The 15,790-nt window shown below is 57.5% G+C and carries 13 protein-coding genes; 12 read left to right on the forward strand and 1 reads right to left on the reverse strand.

The features are described from left to right. Nucleotides 1–9 precede the first annotated feature (9 nt). The 8 genes from ACFSKT_RS30165 (at nt 10) to ACFSKT_RS30200 (ending at nt 9,436) form a co-directional block, all read left to right on the forward strand. Nucleotides 10–858, forward strand: coding sequence for a GGDEF domain-containing protein (locus ACFSKT_RS30165; protein WP_377717432.1), 849 nt, complete (start codon nt 10–12; stop codon nt 856–858). After that, entirely contained in the window at nt 848–2,443 is a 1,596-nt protein-coding gene (locus ACFSKT_RS30170; protein WP_377717430.1) for a DUF2334 domain-containing protein, read from the forward strand. The genes ACFSKT_RS30165 and ACFSKT_RS30170 overlap by 11 nt, the downstream gene beginning before the upstream one ends. Next, nucleotides 2,443–3,696, forward strand: coding sequence for a glycosyltransferase family 2 protein (locus ACFSKT_RS30175; protein WP_377717457.1), 1,254 nt, complete (start codon nt 2,443–2,445; stop codon nt 3,694–3,696). Before ACFSKT_RS30170 ends, ACFSKT_RS30175 begins: the two co-directional genes overlap by 1 nt. A 10-nt stretch (nt 3,697–3,706) precedes the next feature. Then, nucleotides 3,707–5,953: a cellulose biosynthesis cyclic di-GMP-binding regulatory protein BcsB gene (locus tag ACFSKT_RS30180; protein ID WP_377717429.1), complete on the forward strand. Its 2,247-nt coding sequence runs from the start codon at nt 3,707–3,709 to the stop codon at nt 5,951–5,953. Between the two features lie 139 nt (nt 5,954–6,092). Further along, nucleotides 6,093–6,485: a RidA family protein gene (locus tag ACFSKT_RS30185; RefSeq protein ID WP_377717427.1), complete on the forward strand. Its 393-nt coding sequence runs from the start codon at nt 6,093–6,095 to the stop codon at nt 6,483–6,485. Between the two features lie 129 nt (nt 6,486–6,614). Then, on the forward strand, nt 6,615–6,899 hold the full coding sequence (gene spoVG / locus ACFSKT_RS30190; protein WP_018759486.1) for a septation regulator SpoVG: 285 nt from the start codon (nt 6,615–6,617) through the stop codon (nt 6,897–6,899). Between the two features lie 254 nt (nt 6,900–7,153). After that, nucleotides 7,154–8,554 (forward strand): bifunctional UDP-N-acetylglucosamine diphosphorylase/glucosamine-1-phosphate N-acetyltransferase GlmU, encoded by a 1,401-nt coding sequence (glmU, locus tag ACFSKT_RS30195; protein ID WP_377717425.1) that lies wholly within the window; start codon nt 7,154–7,156, stop codon nt 8,552–8,554. Between the two features lie 228 nt (nt 8,555–8,782). After that, nucleotides 8,783–9,436: a 50S ribosomal protein L25/general stress protein Ctc gene (locus ACFSKT_RS30200; protein ID WP_377717424.1), complete on the forward strand. Its 654-nt coding sequence runs from the start codon at nt 8,783–8,785 to the stop codon at nt 9,434–9,436. 126 nt (nt 9,437–9,562) lie between these two features. Here the strand turns inward: ACFSKT_RS30200 and ACFSKT_RS30205 are convergent, their stop codons facing one another. After that, nucleotides 9,563–9,763 (reverse strand): hypothetical protein, encoded by a 201-nt coding sequence (locus tag ACFSKT_RS30205; RefSeq protein WP_377717423.1) that lies wholly within the window; start codon nt 9,761–9,763, stop codon nt 9,563–9,565. A gap of 174 nt (nt 9,764–9,937) precedes the next feature. Here ACFSKT_RS30205 and pth point away from each other — a divergent pair, with 174 nt between their 5' ends. The 4 genes from pth to ACFSKT_RS30225 all read left to right on the forward strand — a co-directional run bounded on the left by pth (nt 9,938) and on the right by ACFSKT_RS30225 (nt 15,715). Next, nucleotides 9,938–10,498 (forward strand): aminoacyl-tRNA hydrolase, encoded by a 561-nt coding sequence (gene pth, locus ACFSKT_RS30210; RefSeq protein ID WP_148933548.1) that lies wholly within the window; start codon nt 9,938–9,940, stop codon nt 10,496–10,498. 77 nt (nt 10,499–10,575) lie between these two features. Next, nucleotides 10,576–10,806, forward strand: a complete 231-nt coding sequence (locus tag ACFSKT_RS30215) for an anti-sigma-F factor Fin (RefSeq protein ID WP_377717422.1) — start codon at nt 10,576–10,578, stop codon at nt 10,804–10,806. Nucleotides 10,807–11,061: 255 nt separating this feature from the next. Further along, entirely contained in the window at nt 11,062–14,586 is a 3,525-nt protein-coding gene (gene mfd / locus ACFSKT_RS30220; RefSeq protein WP_377717421.1) for a transcription-repair coupling factor, read from the forward strand. After that, nucleotides 14,573–15,715, forward strand: coding sequence for a peptidylprolyl isomerase (locus ACFSKT_RS30225; protein ID WP_377717420.1), 1,143 nt, complete (start codon nt 14,573–14,575; stop codon nt 15,713–15,715). Before mfd ends, ACFSKT_RS30225 begins: the two co-directional genes overlap by 14 nt. The last annotated feature ends 75 nt before the right edge of the window (nt 15,716–15,790 follow it).

A 15,790-nucleotide genomic window follows, 5' to 3' on the forward strand; every position in this document is an offset into this window, starting at 1 on the left:
GGGTACGTCGTGAAAAGAGCCGACCGTTTGTACGCGGTGTTGTTTAGTTTGTTTTTGCTGTTCGTGCTAGTGTCGTTATATATGGCCTTCACGCTGACCACGTACCCGCTCAATTACGTGTGGTATATGGGGCTTGTGGTGCTATTCCTGTTCGGCTTTCTGTTCAGTCTGCTGCCGGCGATGATGGCTTCCATTTTCATCGTCATGGGTTATGGCAGCTACATTTTATATCAGATGTTCATTGCCCGGACGATTCCGGAGATCGTCTTGAACGACGTGGTCTGGGTGGTTGTCTTCCCGATGGGCGCCATCGCGGCCGGTCTTGCCGGCAAAGAAATACGGAGTACGTTGAAACAGTTCGCGCACTACGAAGAAAATTACGACAATCACGTCATGATCGACGATGTCACGGGATTCACCAATGGCCGCAATTTCAAGCTTGCGCTGGAGGAAGAGGTGTCCCGCAGCGTCCGGTATGGCCGTCAACTGACGCTGGTGATGATCGAACTGGCGCACTTTAAAGAACTTCGGCAAGAGTATGGCGTGAGGCAGTCTGACGCGATGCTGCGCAAAGTGGCCGAGCAGCTCGAAGAAGTCATGCGGGATGTGGACAAGAAGGCTTATCTCGGAGAAGGCGTATTCAGCGCGATCCTGCCGGAGACGCCCGTTCAGACGCTCGAGGTCGTGCAGCAGCGGATTCTCGAGAAGTTCGATACGATCTCGCTAACGCGTTTGAACCGCGAAGTGAACGTCAAAGTGCGTCTCAAATTCGGATTTGCCGGTTGCCCGGATCATGAAACGAATGCGCAGGCTTTGTATGACAAGGCCAAGCAAGAGCTCTATCTCTATGTTAGCTAAACGTTGGGCAGCATTCTTCGCCGGCTTGCTGTTTGCGGCGCTCCTTCCCGCATCGGTCGCACGCGGCCAAGAGCAACCATGGCCCGACTGCCTGATCGTCGCGGCATCGCCAGAGCTCCAGATCGAAGCCAAGAAGGTCTATAATCTGGCCGGCCACTTTGCGGTCAATCGCAGACTGGTCACGGCGGAAGAGCTGGGGAGCAAGGATCTAGGTTCGTATCGCTATGTCATTGTGGTTCAGAACACCCCGGACCGGGCGCTCGAATCCGCCGTCAAGTCGCTTGCGGGCAATCAGGCCGATGTCCTATGGGTGGGGGCTTCGGAATCCGACCGTCGAATTAACGCCATTTCGGTCTCCTATGGCGGTCAATCCTGGCCGCAGCGGTACACGGTCGTGTACCCCAAATCGAACGAGGTGCCGCAGCGGGTGTTTGCCACGGTCTCGGACGGCCTGCAAGCGTACCCGCTCGCCTTGCGCGAAGGACGCCAGTGGTTCTATCTGAGCATGCAGTTGGACGACGTGATGGGCAAAGTGTTCGCCGACTGGCTGCATGCGTTTTTTGGCGCAGCCCATTCGCACGAGACGCGGTCGGCGTTTATTCGGATCGAGGATGTGCACCCGCTGACGGATCCGGATAAGCTGCGCCAGATTGCTGATTATTTGTACAGCCGGGACATTCCGTTCATGGTGGCGGTTATCCCGGTATTCGACGATAGGGCGAACGGCACCAAGGTATCGTTCGAGGATAAGCCTGACTTTACGCAGGCGCTTCGGTACATGGTCGACCATGGCGCCAGTTTGATCATGCACGGTTATGAGCACCGGTACCGCAGCGGAGAGACCGGCGAGGGATTCGAGTTCTGGGACAGCGAGACGGACAAGCCCATCGAGAACGAAGAGCCGTATACGGCCGCCAAGTTAGAAAAAGGCATTGCGCGCATGGTTGCCAACCAGCTGTACCCGGTTGCTTTCGAGCCGCCGCATTACGCGATGTCGCAGAAAGGGTATCAAATTGCCCGTCGTTATTTCTCGACGCTGGTCGCCTCTATGCAGCTGTCCGATGAAACCAATATGGTTGCGCAGCAAAGTCCGTACAGGCTGATCACGGATTACAATGGTTTGGCCGTCGTCCCGGAGACGATCGGGTACGTGGTGAATGCGCCGGGCGACATTGCCGGGATGCTCGAAGAAGCGGATAAGCTGACGATCGTCCGGGATAGCGTGGTCGGGGCGTTCTTTCACCCCTATGTTCCGATAAGCAAATTGAAGGAGCTCGTTACGGGCTTGGAACCAATGGGATTGGCATTCCTCGATCTGAAGAGCGAGACGAACGCCGTGAAGACCGATTTCGTCGCGATCGCTACCGATGAAGACGGCTTGGAGGCGGAAGTGACGGATCGCGTCAAACTCGATACGTTGTCCCGCTGGGAGAAGAGATCCGTCTGGATGAATTACGCATCCTTTGCCATCACGTGGGGGATCGCGATCGTGGTTATGGCTTTCGTGGCCGCGTTCATCTGGTTTATTTGGAGACTGCGGCGAAATCGAAGATATCGTTTGTTCGGAGAGGAGAATGGCGAATGATCGCAAACGTGCTGTTTTTCATCTCGCTGGGGTCGATCTGGCTCATGCTGCTGTATCACATGTTCTTGACGCTCGGAGGCTACCTGTATTCCATGAAACTGGAGCGTACAAAGGCCCACCTGGAATATAAGACGCGGGACACCTGGCCGGTCGTGAGTATTTTAATTCCGGCCCACAATGAAGAGATCGTCATCGAGAATACGCTGCGGGCGATGGCGCACCTGGATTACCCCAAAGAAAATCTGGAGGTTATCGTCATCAACGATAATTCGTCCGACCGGACCGGGGAGATCGTCGAGCGTTTCTCGGCCCGCTATCCGTTCATTAAAGCGCTGCATACGTTTCCGCCCGATGGCGGCAAGGGAAAGTCCCATGCGCTCAACCGGGCGCTTAAGATCGCGCGCGGGGAGTTTATTGCCGTATACGATGCGGACAACACTCCGGAGCAAGCCGCGCTGAAGAACTTGGTTCACGGTATTTTGGGCGATCCGAAGATCGGGGCCGTCGTCGGCAAGTTTCGAGTCATTAACGCGAGGAAAACGCTGCTTACCCGGTTCATCAACATCGAGACGATCAGCTTTCAGTGGATGGCGCAGGCAGGGCGGTTCTACTGGTTCGGCATCAGCACGATCCCCGGCACGAACTTCTTGATCCGGCGCAGCGTGCTCGATCAGGTTGGCGGATGGGACGAGAAGGCGCTGGCCGAAGACACGGAGCTGAGCATACGCGTGTACGAAGAGGGATACTACATTCGCTTTTTCCCGACGGCGATTACGTGGGAGCAAGAACCGGAAACGTGGAAGGTCTGGTTCAAGCAGCGAACCCGGTGGGCGCGAGGCAACCAGTACGTCATCATCAAGTATTTCAGCCAGATCTTTAAGCTCAAGCGCAAAAAGATGCTGTTCGACCTGGTCTACTTCTTCGCCACCTACTTTTTGTTTCTTGCCGGTGTGGCCACGTCGCACTTCTTGTTCGTCGCCGGGTTGCTGGGCTGGATGAAGGTGACGCTGCCGGGGCCGTTCTTGTTGGTATGGATGCTGGCCTACGTGCTGTTCATCGTCGAGCTCATGATTACGCTTGGCATCGAGAAGACCGAGTTGACCTTCCGAAACGTATTAATCACGATGCTGATGTATCTTTCCTATTCGCAGCTTTGGCTGATTCTCGTTGTCCGGGCCTTTATCCTACACATTAAATCGGTTATTAAGCGGCAGGAAGTCGTATGGGACAAAACCCAGCGGTTCCAAGCTTAGGAGGAGCATCATGAAGAAGTTACTATCAAGTATGGGCAGTCTGTTGGTGCTGGCCATGAGCATACCATGGACCGCGCAAGCGGCTGCCACGAGCGAATCCACCATGGGGGCTGGATTGTCGGCAGCGACGGTCCAAACGGTCGAGACGACCAAACAGCCTTACGCGGCCACGCCCGAGGCCATAGCGGAGATGGCGGCGAAGAAGATCAAGGCGGATGTGAACAACATTGTCTTGTTCGCCGATGACCGCGTGCTGCAGGGCGTAAGCAACCGGGAGGATTATTATTTCGAAATCGGCAAGAGCCGCAAACTACTGCCGGGTTCATATATCGAGTTGATCTATGGCCATTCGCAAACGTTAATCGCCAGCCGTTCCACATTGACCATTCTGCTCGATGACGTGCCGCTCGGAAGCGTGTTCTTGAACGAGAAGAACCGCGAGGGCGCCAAATGGCGCATGGACATCTCGTCCTTCCCGTTCGATCCCGGGTTCCATAAGCTCTCCATCGTGACGCACATGGAGGTGACGAATGATCTGTGCACCGATCAGGACAATACCGCCAACTGGATGCGCATCTCCAGCGATAGCATCATTCATCTCAATACGACGTCAAGCTACGCCTCGCCTGATTTGTCCTACTATCCGAGCCCGTTCCTGGAGAAAGGCAGCACGAAGCCGTTAAACGCCGCATTCGTGCTCCCGGATACCGCGTCGAACGCCGATTTGACCGCATTGACGCGCCTGTCGCAATATTTCGCCTCGACCGTAGCGGCGATTAACCTGGATATGGACGTATACCGGGAATCCGACGTTTCCAACAAGCTGCTCGGCGAGCAGCCGCTCATTTGGATCGGAGCCGCGCAGGAGTGGACGCAGAGCGGCGCCCAAGTGTTGGCGCAGCTTCGCAAAGAACAGCCGAATGGCGCCGAGGCCAATCGGATCGCGCTCGTCGCCTCTCCGGCGAACAGCGACATCACAAACCTGTTCATCATGGCCGATGAAAGCGCCATGGCGAATGCCGTGACGATGCTGACGGACGAGACGTTAATCGGACAGTTGTATGGCAAGTCGGTGAGCATTCCGGAAACCATCACATCGTTGGATCAGTCGGCCAATGCCGAAACGTCCAGCAAAACGCAGCAGGTGACCTTTGCCGATATGGGCTATGGGAACTTGACCGTGGAGAGTTTGATGGTGGGGGCCGCGCGGATCTCCTATCCGATTCCGAGCGAGTGGGAATTGAAATCGGGCGTGAAGCTGAATCTCAAATACAAGCACTCGAAAGCCCTTAACTTCGCGCAATCCATGATCGCGGTAAAAGTGAACGGGATTCCCGTGGCCAGCAAGTTTCTCAGCGCGGAATCAAGCGAAGCGGGCGTCTTGAATCTGGAATTGTCCAAGGATCTCTTCACGAGCCAGCGGTCGATCGATATCGACGTCGGCTTCCAGTTTAGCGCCAACGTGTCGGAAGCTGCCTGTTCGGCCAGCTCGTCGCATATCGGCAACTGGGCGGTCATCGACAGCAGTTCCTCGCTTTCGTACGTGTATAAGAAGCGCAACACGACTGAACTTCAAAATCTGCCGTCGCCGCTTGCGACAAAGGGCGATTGGAGCGAATCGGCGATTCTAGTGCCCAAGGACGCTTCGGCCAGCGAATTGAGCGCGCTAGCGACGTTCATGGGCATGATCGGCCGGAACGAAACCAGCGGTCTGGGCTTGCAAGTCTTGGCCTTGGACGGCAGCGCTTGGGAGCAAGCGGCTGCGGACAAGCAGCTGTTGGTCGTCGGCTCGGCGGATAAACTGCCACAAAAGCTGCTTGCCTGCCCGGAAGGGGCGGTGACGATCAAGGATGGCCAACTGACTCCGACAGCGGCGCAGGTAGAATTGCTCGGGAGCATTCGGGAGCGCGCGGCATGGCTTCAATTATGCCAGTCGCCTCTGAACGAGGATCGCGCCATGGTCATGGTGGCGGCAACCGATGAAGGAGCGATCGGGCTGGTGAACGCGGCGATGGTGGCACCGGCGACCAACGCCAAGATTGCCGGGCGTCTTGCGGTCATTGACGAGCGCAAGGAAGTCCATCCGTTCCTCGTTTCCCAGCAGGCGGCGGATCAATCGTCAAGTGCGTCCGAGCTGCTGACGACCGCGAACAAAACGGTCGCGGACCGCTTGCTCATGATTGGCGGGATCGCGATTGTAATGATCGCGGCGGCCGTCCTCTTCTGGTGGATTCGAAGACGACGCGGCAGCCTATAGGCACCTGGCATGACAAAGAGAGGATTCCCTCGAGGGGGGAGCCTCTCTTTTTTTTGCAAGGTCGACCCTTTGCATTCCTCGTAAGAATGTGGTGTAATCTCAACAGGATTACTTACAATTGATTGGAGGCAAATCTTACATGAAACAGCAACCGCAATCCATCGCAACGGACAAGGCGCCGGCGGCGATCGGGCCCTACTCGCAAGCGATTAAATTAGGCAATCTTCTTTTTACGTCCGGACAAATCCCGCTGAACGCAGCCGGCGAATTGGTAGAAGGCGGCATCGAGGAACAGACGCATCAAGTGTTCCGCAACCTCGAGGCGGTGCTGTCGGAAGCGGGCGCGACGTTCCAGGACGTGGCCAAAGCGACCGTATTCATGAAGGATATGAACCAGTTCGCGGCGGTGAACGCCATCTACGCATCCTACTTTGGCGACCACAAACCGGCCCGTTCCACGGTAGAGGTGGCGCGCCTGCCGAAGGACGTACTTGTCGAAATCGAGCTCATTGCATCGATCAACGTCGAATAGTAGCGAAAAAGTTTTGAATAGAAAAAATATTTTTAAAGTTAGCGTTAAATTTCCAAAATCATGAAGGATTTTGAAAGGCCATGTGGAAATATACAGCAAGTCTTTGAAAGGCAAAGGTGGTGAACACAAGTGCAAATTACCGATGTCAGACTCCGCCGTGTGAATTCCGAAGGTCGCATGAAAGCCATCGCATCCATCACCATTGACAATGAATTTGTTGTTCACGATATCCGCGTGATCGACGGGAACAATGGTATGTTCGTGGCAATGCCGAGCAAGCGGACTCCGGATGGAGAATTCCGCGATATCGCGCATCCAATCTCTTCGACGACCCGTGAGAAAATTCAAGCGGCCGTGCTTGCCGAATACGAGCGCGCTGCGACGGAAGAAGAAGTGATTGAAGAAGGAGCGTAAGTGATGTAAGAGGGGTTTCATGCAGCATGGGACAACCGTCCGCTTCGGAAGGGATCTTTGCCTGCAGATTTGCGTCTGAATGCCGGGCGCATGGAGCGCCCCCGCGCATTCTATCGCGGGAGAAGAGAGCCGATCGCCGGCTCTCTTTTCTTTTGGGAGGATATGAGCTATGCTCAGAAGAGCACATGTTGCGGCAAGCCGCATGTAATATAGAATGCGCAAAGGTTCTAGGATTCTCAGGAGGGATTACGTTCATGAAAGTGATGGCAATCGTGCTTGCAGCAGGTCAGGGCAAGCGGATGAAATCTAAATTGTATAAAGTGCTGCACCCGGTATGCGGCAAGCCCATGGTCGGCCACGTGCTGCAAACGGTGAAGGAAGCCGCTTGCGAGCGTACGGTGGTGGTCGTCGGGCACGGCGCGGAGGCCGTGCAAGCCTATGTGGGCGACGGCGCGGAATTCGTGCTGCAGGAGAAGCAGCTGGGGACGGGCCATGCCGTTCGCCAAGCGGAGACGCTGCTCGGCAGCGAAGAAGGCACGACCGTCATTCTGTACGGCGATACGCCCCTCGTGACGAGCGGCACGATTCAATCGCTGCTTGGCTTGCATACGGAGCGCGGAGCGGCAGCTACTGTCCTGACCGCGGTCGTCCCGAATCCGCAGGGGCTCGGGCGCATCGTGCGCGGCGAAGACGGACGCGTACAGCGCATCGTCGAGCAGAAGGACTGCACGCCGGAGCAGGCGGCGATTACGGAGATCAATACCGGCATGTACTGCTTCGATAACAAGAAGCTGTTCGAGGCGCTCAAGCTCGTGACGAACGAGAACGCCCAGGGCGAATACTACTTGACCGACGTGCTTGAGATTCTTCGCAAGGCTGGAGAGACAGTGGAAGCGTACGTTGCGCCGGACTTCGCGGAAGGCGTCGGCGTGAACGACCGCGTCGGGCTCGCGGAGGCGGAGCAGCTGATGCGCGCGCGGATCGTACGGGCGCATCAGATCGGCGGGGTCACGATTATCGATCCGGCTGCGACATATATTGAAGCAGACGTCGTCATCGGTTCCGACACCGTGATCTATCCGGGCAGTATGCTGCGCGGCAAGACGGTCATCGGAGAAGATTGCATCATCGGGCCGGGCGCGGATTTGACGGATACGAGCGTAGCGAGCGGCGCGGAAGTGAAGCACTCGGTCATCGCGGAAGCTTCGATCGGGGAAGGCACGTCCGTCGGGCCGTTCGCCTATATTCGTCCGGGCTCCAAGGTCGGCAAGGATTGCAAGATCGGCGATTTCGTCGAACTGAAGAATGCGGAGTTGGGCGACGGTTCGAAAGTATCCCATCTGAGCTATGTCGGCGATGCCAAGGTCGGCAAGGACGTCAATATCGGCTGCGGCGCCATTACGGTCAATTATGACGGCTTCAACAAGTCGCTGACCGAGATCGGCGACGGCGCCTTCGTCGGCAGCAACGTCAACTTGATCGCGCCGGTGAAAGTCGGCGACGGTGCTTACATCGTGGCCGGGTCGACGGTTACGCATGACGTGCCGGCGGGCGACTTGGCGATTGCGCGCGAGCGCCAAGTGAACAAGGCCGGCTACGCGGACAAAATCCGCGCCCGCGCCAAAGCGAAGAAGGAAAGCGCAAAGAAGAACTAAACGGCGTTGCGGCGCTCCATAACCGCTGCAACGAATACGACCCTATTGCGAAGGAATACCGCCCTCCATGGACGGTAATCCTTCGCTTTTTTGTTTAGCGCGCGCGACCATCCGGGGCGGCGACTCGCCGTTTATGGTTATTTTGGGTCCAATTGGGGTAAGAATATATGGAAATCACGTGTACAAGCTTGCGGTGACTGTACGCATACACTATAGGAGGTTTTGCGCATGGCGATTCCATTCAAAGCTCAGGAAAGATCGGTGAAGACGCGCGGCGAGCTCAACCAGCTGCGGAAGAAGGGTGCGGTTCCAGGCGTCGTTTACGGCAAAAAGCTGTCGGCTCCGGTAAGCATCGCGGTGGACGAAAAGGAATTGCAGCAGCTGCTGCGCACGACTCCGCACGCCTTGCTCGAGCTGGAAGTGGGCGCGGCGGGCAAACAGCCGGTGATGCTCACCGAAGTGCAGCGCGACCCGATCTCGCGATCGGTGATCCATATCGATTTTCACCAAGTCAACATGAACGAAGAAGTACGGACGCAGGTGCGCGTCGAGCTGACCGGCGATTCGGCGGGCGTACGCGAAGGCGGCATTCTGCAGGCGATGATACACGAGCTCGAGATTCACTGCCTGCCGAACAACATTCCGGACGCGATCGAAGTCGACGTGTCCCAGCTGCAAATCGGGGAGAACCTGCTGGTGGTCGACCTGCAGCTACCGCAAGGCGTAACGACGAAGGTCGATCCGGCGCAGGTCGTCGTGACGATTCTGGCGCCGCAGAAGGAGCTGTCCGCGGAAGAAGCGGCAGAGGCCGAAGTGGAGCAGAAGGAAGCAGCGGAGCGTGCGGAAGAGGCCAACATGGAGGACGTACATACTTCCGTCTAACGGCTTAGCATAGACATGGGATCGGGCGGCGCGGCCGCCCAATTTCTACGCGCATACGAAAAACAAGGGCTGCCGTGAGCAGCCCTTGTTTGCGTTGAAGCCCGTTATAGGGCGATAGCGGTATTTTTAATATCCCGGCCGGGAGACGAAGGTGAATTGCCTCCGGTTGTAGAACACATTATTGACTTTGACGAACGCTTCCGAATAATTCTCCACGTAGCCAATGTCGCTGTGCTGACGACCGTGATAAATCTGAATCGGAACTTGATGGTCGCAGTGATCCTGAAACTGATCATCCTTGTGAAGCAGTTGTCCATTCTGATACATGTGTAAGACGCTCCTTCGCTTGTTTTGGATTGCAGGGCACCATAAGCTCTATCTATACTTAGAAGACAATCGAGAAGCGCAAATCGTTGCGTGGATTACAAAAAGATTACACCTTTGGGCTGGAAGTCCTAACGGACAATCGGCCCGCGAAGTTTAAGAAGCGAGGGAAGCAGCATGAAATGGATCGTAGGGCTCGGCAATCCGGGCACCCAATACGCGGGAACGCGGCATAACGTCGGCTTCATGGCGATCGACGAGATGGCCAGGCGGCACGGCATTAGCGTGACCCAAAGCAAGTTCAAGGCGCTCGTGGGGGAGGGGAATATCGCCGGGACTAAAGTCGCGCTTATTAAGCCGATGACCTATATGAATTTGTCCGGCGAGACCGTCCGGGCTTACATGGACTTTTACAAAGCGAGTTTATCCGACCTCATCGTCGTGTACGACGACCTGGATACGGAGATCGGCAAAATCCGTCTTCGTTATCAGGGCAGCGCCGGCGGGCACAACGGCATCAAGTCGATTATCCAACATACCGGCACCCAAACGTTCGACCGGGTCCGAATGGGCATCTCCCGGCCGAATCCCGGACAGAACATCGCGGATTACGTGTTGTCCAATTTCCCGAAGAGCGAGCACGACAAGCTAGCCGGCATGGTCGTCGAAACATGCGATGCGCTGGAATTCGCGCTCACCAACTCCTTCGAGAAGACGATGGCGAAGTACAACCGGTAAGAGGCGGCAGGCCAACCGTTAGATTCCGGCCAAAGCGGGCATACTGAGGGTATAACCTATCCTCGGGAGGCATACACATGGCTGTGAACTACATCTGCCGTCATTGCAAAAGCGAAATGGGCTCGATCGACAGCGCCCAAGTATCCGAGTTGCAGCTCGGTTTCCATTTCTTGACCCCTGAAGAGCGCAGCGATATAATAGCGTATAACCCAAACGGAGACGTTACCGTCAAAGTGGTATGCGACTACTGCCGGGAGGCGCTAGAGGCCAATCCGGAGCTTGCGCTGATCGCAAGCCCGCTGCAATAGCAAGAGGAGCCGCGCGATGCGCGGGGAAGAATGCAAGGGAGTCTTGGCTTTACGGCCGAGGCTCCTTTTGTGAACTTTCCGGCGGGCGGCTCTCCTTGGCGCAAGCGGCGCATACGGCTGATTTCGGGGCTGCGGGCGAAGTGCCCGCCACCGCGTCGCGTAATGGAAGTTTAGTTCGTTAACGTGCGAAAGCGTGTAAGCGGCGTTTTCGATATAGAAAACCTTTTTTGCGGAATGAAACGGGGTGCCAGTGCGTTGAAACCATTATTGACGGCGTATGCCGCGGATGCCGATTTTCAATCGGTCTTATCCGGTGTTAGAAAAGGGATGCAGGAGCAGCTGATCTCCGGATTGGCCGGCTCTTCGCGGCAGGTGATGCTGGCGGCGCTCGCGCGCGAGCTGGACCGTCCGCTGCTCGTCGTGACCCACAATATGTTCGCGGCTCAGAAAGTCGCGGAGGACCTGGCGGAATGCTTGTCCCCGGGCGAGGTGCTCCTCTATCCGGCCAATGAGCTGGTCGCGGCCGAAGCCGCCATCTCCAGCCCCGAGACGCTTGCCCAGCGGATGGATGCGCTAATCCGTCTGTCGCAAGGGTTTCGCGGGGTTGTTGTCGTGCCGTTCTCCGGGGCCAGAAGATATTTGCCGCTGCCGGAAGTCATGGCGGCCGCGCGCGTGGAGATTCGGGTCGGCCAGACGGTTCCGATGGAAGCGTTTTTACACCGGTTGGTGGAGCTCGGCTACGTCCGGACCGACAAGGTCGAGACCAAGGGCGAGATGAGCGTGCGCGGCGGTATCGTCGATCTGTATCCGCTCACCTCGGCGCATCCGTACCGGATCGAATGGTTCGACGACGAGGTCGATTCCATCCGTACGTTCGATCCGTCGGAGCAGCGGTCCATCGAGAAGCTGGAGAGCTACGTCATCCCGCCGTGCCAGGAGCTGCTGGCCGAGGGCGCTCGCATGGAGCAGGCGGCGCAGCGCGCCTCCGAGCTGCTGGAGACTCAGCTGCAGAAGATGACCGACCGCACGGCCAAGGACCGGCTGCGCGCCGAGATCGGCGGCGAGCTGGAGAAGCTGCGGGAGCATCAGTATTTTACCGAGCTGTACAAATACGTCGGGCTGCTCTACCCAGAGCGCAAGACGCTGTTCGATTATATGCCGAGCGACACGCTGCTGATTTATGACGAGCCGACGAGATTGATAGAGACCGGCCGCCAGCTGGAGCGGGACGAGGCGGAATGGGCCACGCACTTGCTGTCGAACGGCAAATCGCTGCCGGGCTTCGTTTTGGCGCGCCCGTCGGAAGAGATCCTCTATCAGCGGCCGTTCCCGACGCTGTTCATGTCGCTGTTCCTGCGGCAGATTCCGCATACGCATCCGCATAACATCGTGAACGTGGTCAGCCGGGCGATGCAGAATTTCCATGGCCAAATGAACGTGCTGAAGACGGAGATGGAGCGGTGGCGCAAGGGGAACGCGAACATCATCATGGTGGCCGGCAACGCGGAGCGGATGGAACGCATGCGACGCGTGCTCCAGGACTACGACATCGAGCCGCCGACGATGGTGGAAGGCAATCTGCAGGCGGGCTTCGAGCTGCCGTCGATTCACTTGGTCGTCATCACCGAAGGCGAGATGTTCTCGCAGAAGCAGCGCAAAGTCCGCCGCACCGACAAGAAGGTCGACAACGCCGAGCGGATCAAGAGCTATACCGAGCTGAAAGTGGGCGATTACGTCGTCCATCAGAATCACGGCATCGGCAAATACGTCGGCATTGGCACGCTGGAGATTGCCGGCATTCATAAGGACTACATTCATATTTTGTACGCGGGCGGCGACAAGCTGTCGGTTCCAATCGAGCAGATCGACCTCATTCAGAAGTACGTCGGCTCGGAGGAGAAGGAGCCGAAGGTCTACAAGCTGGGCGGCAACGAATGGACGCGCGTGAAGAGCAAGGTTCAATCGTCGGTGAAAGACATCGCCGACGATTTGATCAAGCTGTACGCCGAACGGCAGGCCACGACAGGCTTCGCGTTCGGACAGGACACTAGCTATCAGCGGGAGTTCGAAGAGATGTTCCCGTACGACGAGACGCGCGACCAGCTGCGGGCGATCGAAGAGATCAAGAAGGACATGATGACGCCGCGGCCGATGGACCGGCTGCTCTGCGGCGACGTCGGCTACGGCAAGACGGAGGTCGCCGTGCGCGCGGCGTTCAAGGCGGCGATCGAGGGCAAGCAGGTGGCGATTCTCGTGCCGACGACGATCTTGGCGCAGCAGCATTACGAGACGTTCCGCGAGCGGTTCTCCGAATTCCCGTTCAACATTCAGGTGCTCAGCCGATTCCGCTCCCGCAAGGAGCAGAACGAGACGATGAAGGGCATCAAGGCCGGTTCGGTCGACGTCGTCATCGGCACGCACCGGCTGCTCTCGCAGGATATTACGTTCAAGGATCTCGGCCTGCTCATCATCGACGAGGAGCAGCGGTTCGGCGTGTCGCATAAGGAGAAGCTGAAGCGGCTGAAGACGAACGTCGACGTGCTGACGCTGACGGCGACGCCGATTCCGCGGACGCTGCACATGTCGATGCTCGGCGTGCGCGATCTGTCGGTCATCGAGACGCCGCCGGAGAACCGGTTCCCGGTGCAGACGTACGTCGTCGAGTACAGCCCGGCGCTCGTCCGCGAATCGATCGAGCGGGAATTGGCGCGGGGCGGCCAGGTGTATTACATGTTCAACCGGGTGCAGGGGATCTACCAGATGGCGGAGCAGATCAACATGCTCGTGCCGGACGCGAAGGTGGCGGTCGCCCATGGCCAAATGTCCGAGCAGGAGCTGGAGAAGACGATTCTCGACTTCTTGGACGGCGAATCGGACGTGCTCGTCAGCACGAGCATCATCGAGACCGGCGTCGATATTCCGAACGTCAATACGCTGATCGTGCACGACGCGGACAAAATGGGCCTCTCCCAGCTGTATCAGCTGCGCGGGCGGGTCGGCCGGTCCAACCGGATCGCGTATGCGTATTTCACGTATCAGCGGGACAAGGTGCTCACCGAGGTGGCCGAGAAGCGCCTGCAGTCGATCAAGGAGTTCACGGAGCTGGGATCCGGATTCAAAATCGCGATGCGCGACTTGGCGATTCGCGGAGCGGGCAACCTGCTTGGCGCGGAGCAGCACGGGTTCATCGCCTCGGTCGGCTTCGACCTGTATTCGCAGATGCTGGCCGACGAAATCGCCAAGCGGAAGATCGGCATGGACGGCGCGGCGGCGCCGGTCAAGGAAATCGTGACGATGATCGACATCAGCATCGACGCGTACTTGCCCTCGGCTTACATTTACGATAGCATACAGAAGATAGAGATTTACAAAAAAGTGGCAGCGGTTCGTTCCGCGGAGGAAGGCGAGGATTTGCGCGAAGAGTTGATCGACCGCTTCGGCGATTTGCCGCAGGCCGTCGACAATTTGCTGGCGGTCGCGCGCGTGAAGGCGCTCGGATCGGCATGCGGCGTCGAGCAAGTCAGCCAGAAGGGCGACGACCTCATCCTCAAATTCGCGGAGCGGGAAAAGCAGCGTTTCGACAAGAAGAAGGTCGACCTGCTCTGCTTCTCGTTCGAGAACCGGTTCGTCCGTCACCCCGACGGCGAGTCGAATCCCCTTGTGCAGCTGCGGGGCAAAGGCCTTGCCATGGATCAGAGGATGGAGCTGCTGGAGCGCTTTTTGACGCAGTATAAGGACACCATTCAATCGAAAGGGGAACTACAAGATGTTGCGCATTAACTGGAAGAAGGGGACGCTCCTTGCGATGACGGCAGTCCTCGCGCTTGCCCTTGCGGCAGGCTGCGGTAAGAAAGACGAGCAGGAAAGCGGCGCGAACGCCGTTCCGGGAGCCGCCGATACCAAGATCGTGGCTGAATATAAGGATGGCAAAGTAACCGAGGAGGAATATGCGAAGTACACGGCGTTCTTCAAAATCGTCAATCCCGACGTCGCCAGCTACCTGCAAATTCCGCAGCTGCAAGAGCAGTTCCTGAAGGAATACGTGGGCTACAAAATTCTCCAGACCCGCCTGCCGGAGCAGACGGAAGAGACGAAGAAGGAAACGGAAACGAAGACCAACGAGTTCTACGACCAGCTCAAGGAGGCCGAGAAGACGAACGCCGACCTGAAGAAGCAGGTAGAGGACGCGAAGCTGTCGGAGACCGATATCAAATATTTCTACGGGCTGATCACGTCGATCATGGCTAACGAGCAGGACAAAGTGACCGACGAGCAGGTGCAGAAGAAGTACGACGAGACCAAAGACGATTACAACATCGTGACGCTGCGCCATGTGCTTGTCGGCACGACGGACGGTTCGACGGGCGAAGAGCTCCGCACGGAAGAGGAAGCGCTGAAGCGGGCGCAGGAAGTGAAGAAGAAGCTGGACGCGGGCGGCGACTGGACGGCGCTGGCGAAGGAATACTCCGATGATCCGGGCTCCAAGGACAAGGGGGGGCTCTACGACGCGGCCGCGGTTGGCGGTTACGTCACCGAGTTCAAGGATGCGGCCAACAAGCAGGAGATCGGCAAGATCGGCGAGCCGGTCCTCACGCAGTACGGCTACCACGTCATCAAAGTCGAGAAGCGCGAAGCGACGGCGTTCGATAAGCTGACCGCAGAGCAGAAGTCGTCGATCGAGCAATCGGTCGCGTCGGCAACGCTGAACGATTTCATGACCAAGGAACTGCCGGGGCTGATTACGAAGACGAACCTGCCTCAGACGCCGACGGAAGGCACGACGGACGGCGGGACGACGAATAGCGGCGCGACCGAAGGCGCGACCAAAGAAGACGGCGCGGCCACGAATGGGACAACCGATAGCGGCGCGTCCACGAATGCCGAGAAGAGCACGGAAGAGAAGAAATAGCACGCCTCACCATGAATGCCAGCGAGCCTGGCCGGGAAGCCCCGGCTAGGCTCGCGCTGTTTAAAAAAGCGCGAG

The organism is Paenibacillus xanthanilyticus (assembly GCF_042682185.1).
GTDB classification, from domain to species: domain Bacteria; phylum Bacillota; class Bacilli; order Paenibacillales; family Paenibacillaceae; genus Paenibacillus_Z; species Paenibacillus_Z xanthanilyticus.

Excerpts from the sequence above, each read along its gene's own strand:
- ACFSKT_RS30170 (WP_377717430.1), top strand. The coding sequence starts at position 848 with ATGTTAGCTAAACGTTGGGCAGCATTCTTCGCCGGCTTGCTGTTTGCG.
- ACFSKT_RS30180 (WP_377717429.1), top strand. The coding sequence starts at position 3,707 with ATGAAGAAGTTACTATCAAGTATGGGCAGTCTGTTGGTGCTGGCCATG.
- ACFSKT_RS30185 (WP_377717427.1), top strand. The coding sequence starts at position 6,093 with ATGAAACAGCAACCGCAATCCATCGCAACGGACAAGGCGCCGGCGGCG.
- glmU (WP_377717425.1), top strand. The coding sequence starts at position 7,154 with ATGAAAGTGATGGCAATCGTGCTTGCAGCAGGTCAGGGCAAGCGGATG.
- ACFSKT_RS30200 (WP_377717424.1), top strand. The coding sequence starts at position 8,783 with ATGGCGATTCCATTCAAAGCTCAGGAAAGATCGGTGAAGACGCGCGGC.
- ACFSKT_RS30205 (WP_377717423.1), bottom strand. The coding sequence starts at position 9,763 with ATGTATCAGAATGGACAACTGCTTCACAAGGATGATCAGTTTCAGGAT.
- pth (WP_148933548.1), top strand. The coding sequence starts at position 9,938 with ATGAAATGGATCGTAGGGCTCGGCAATCCGGGCACCCAATACGCGGGA.
- ACFSKT_RS30215 (WP_377717422.1), top strand. The coding sequence starts at position 10,576 with ATGGCTGTGAACTACATCTGCCGTCATTGCAAAAGCGAAATGGGCTCG.
- ACFSKT_RS30225 (WP_377717420.1), top strand. The coding sequence starts at position 14,573 with ATGTTGCGCATTAACTGGAAGAAGGGGACGCTCCTTGCGATGACGGCA.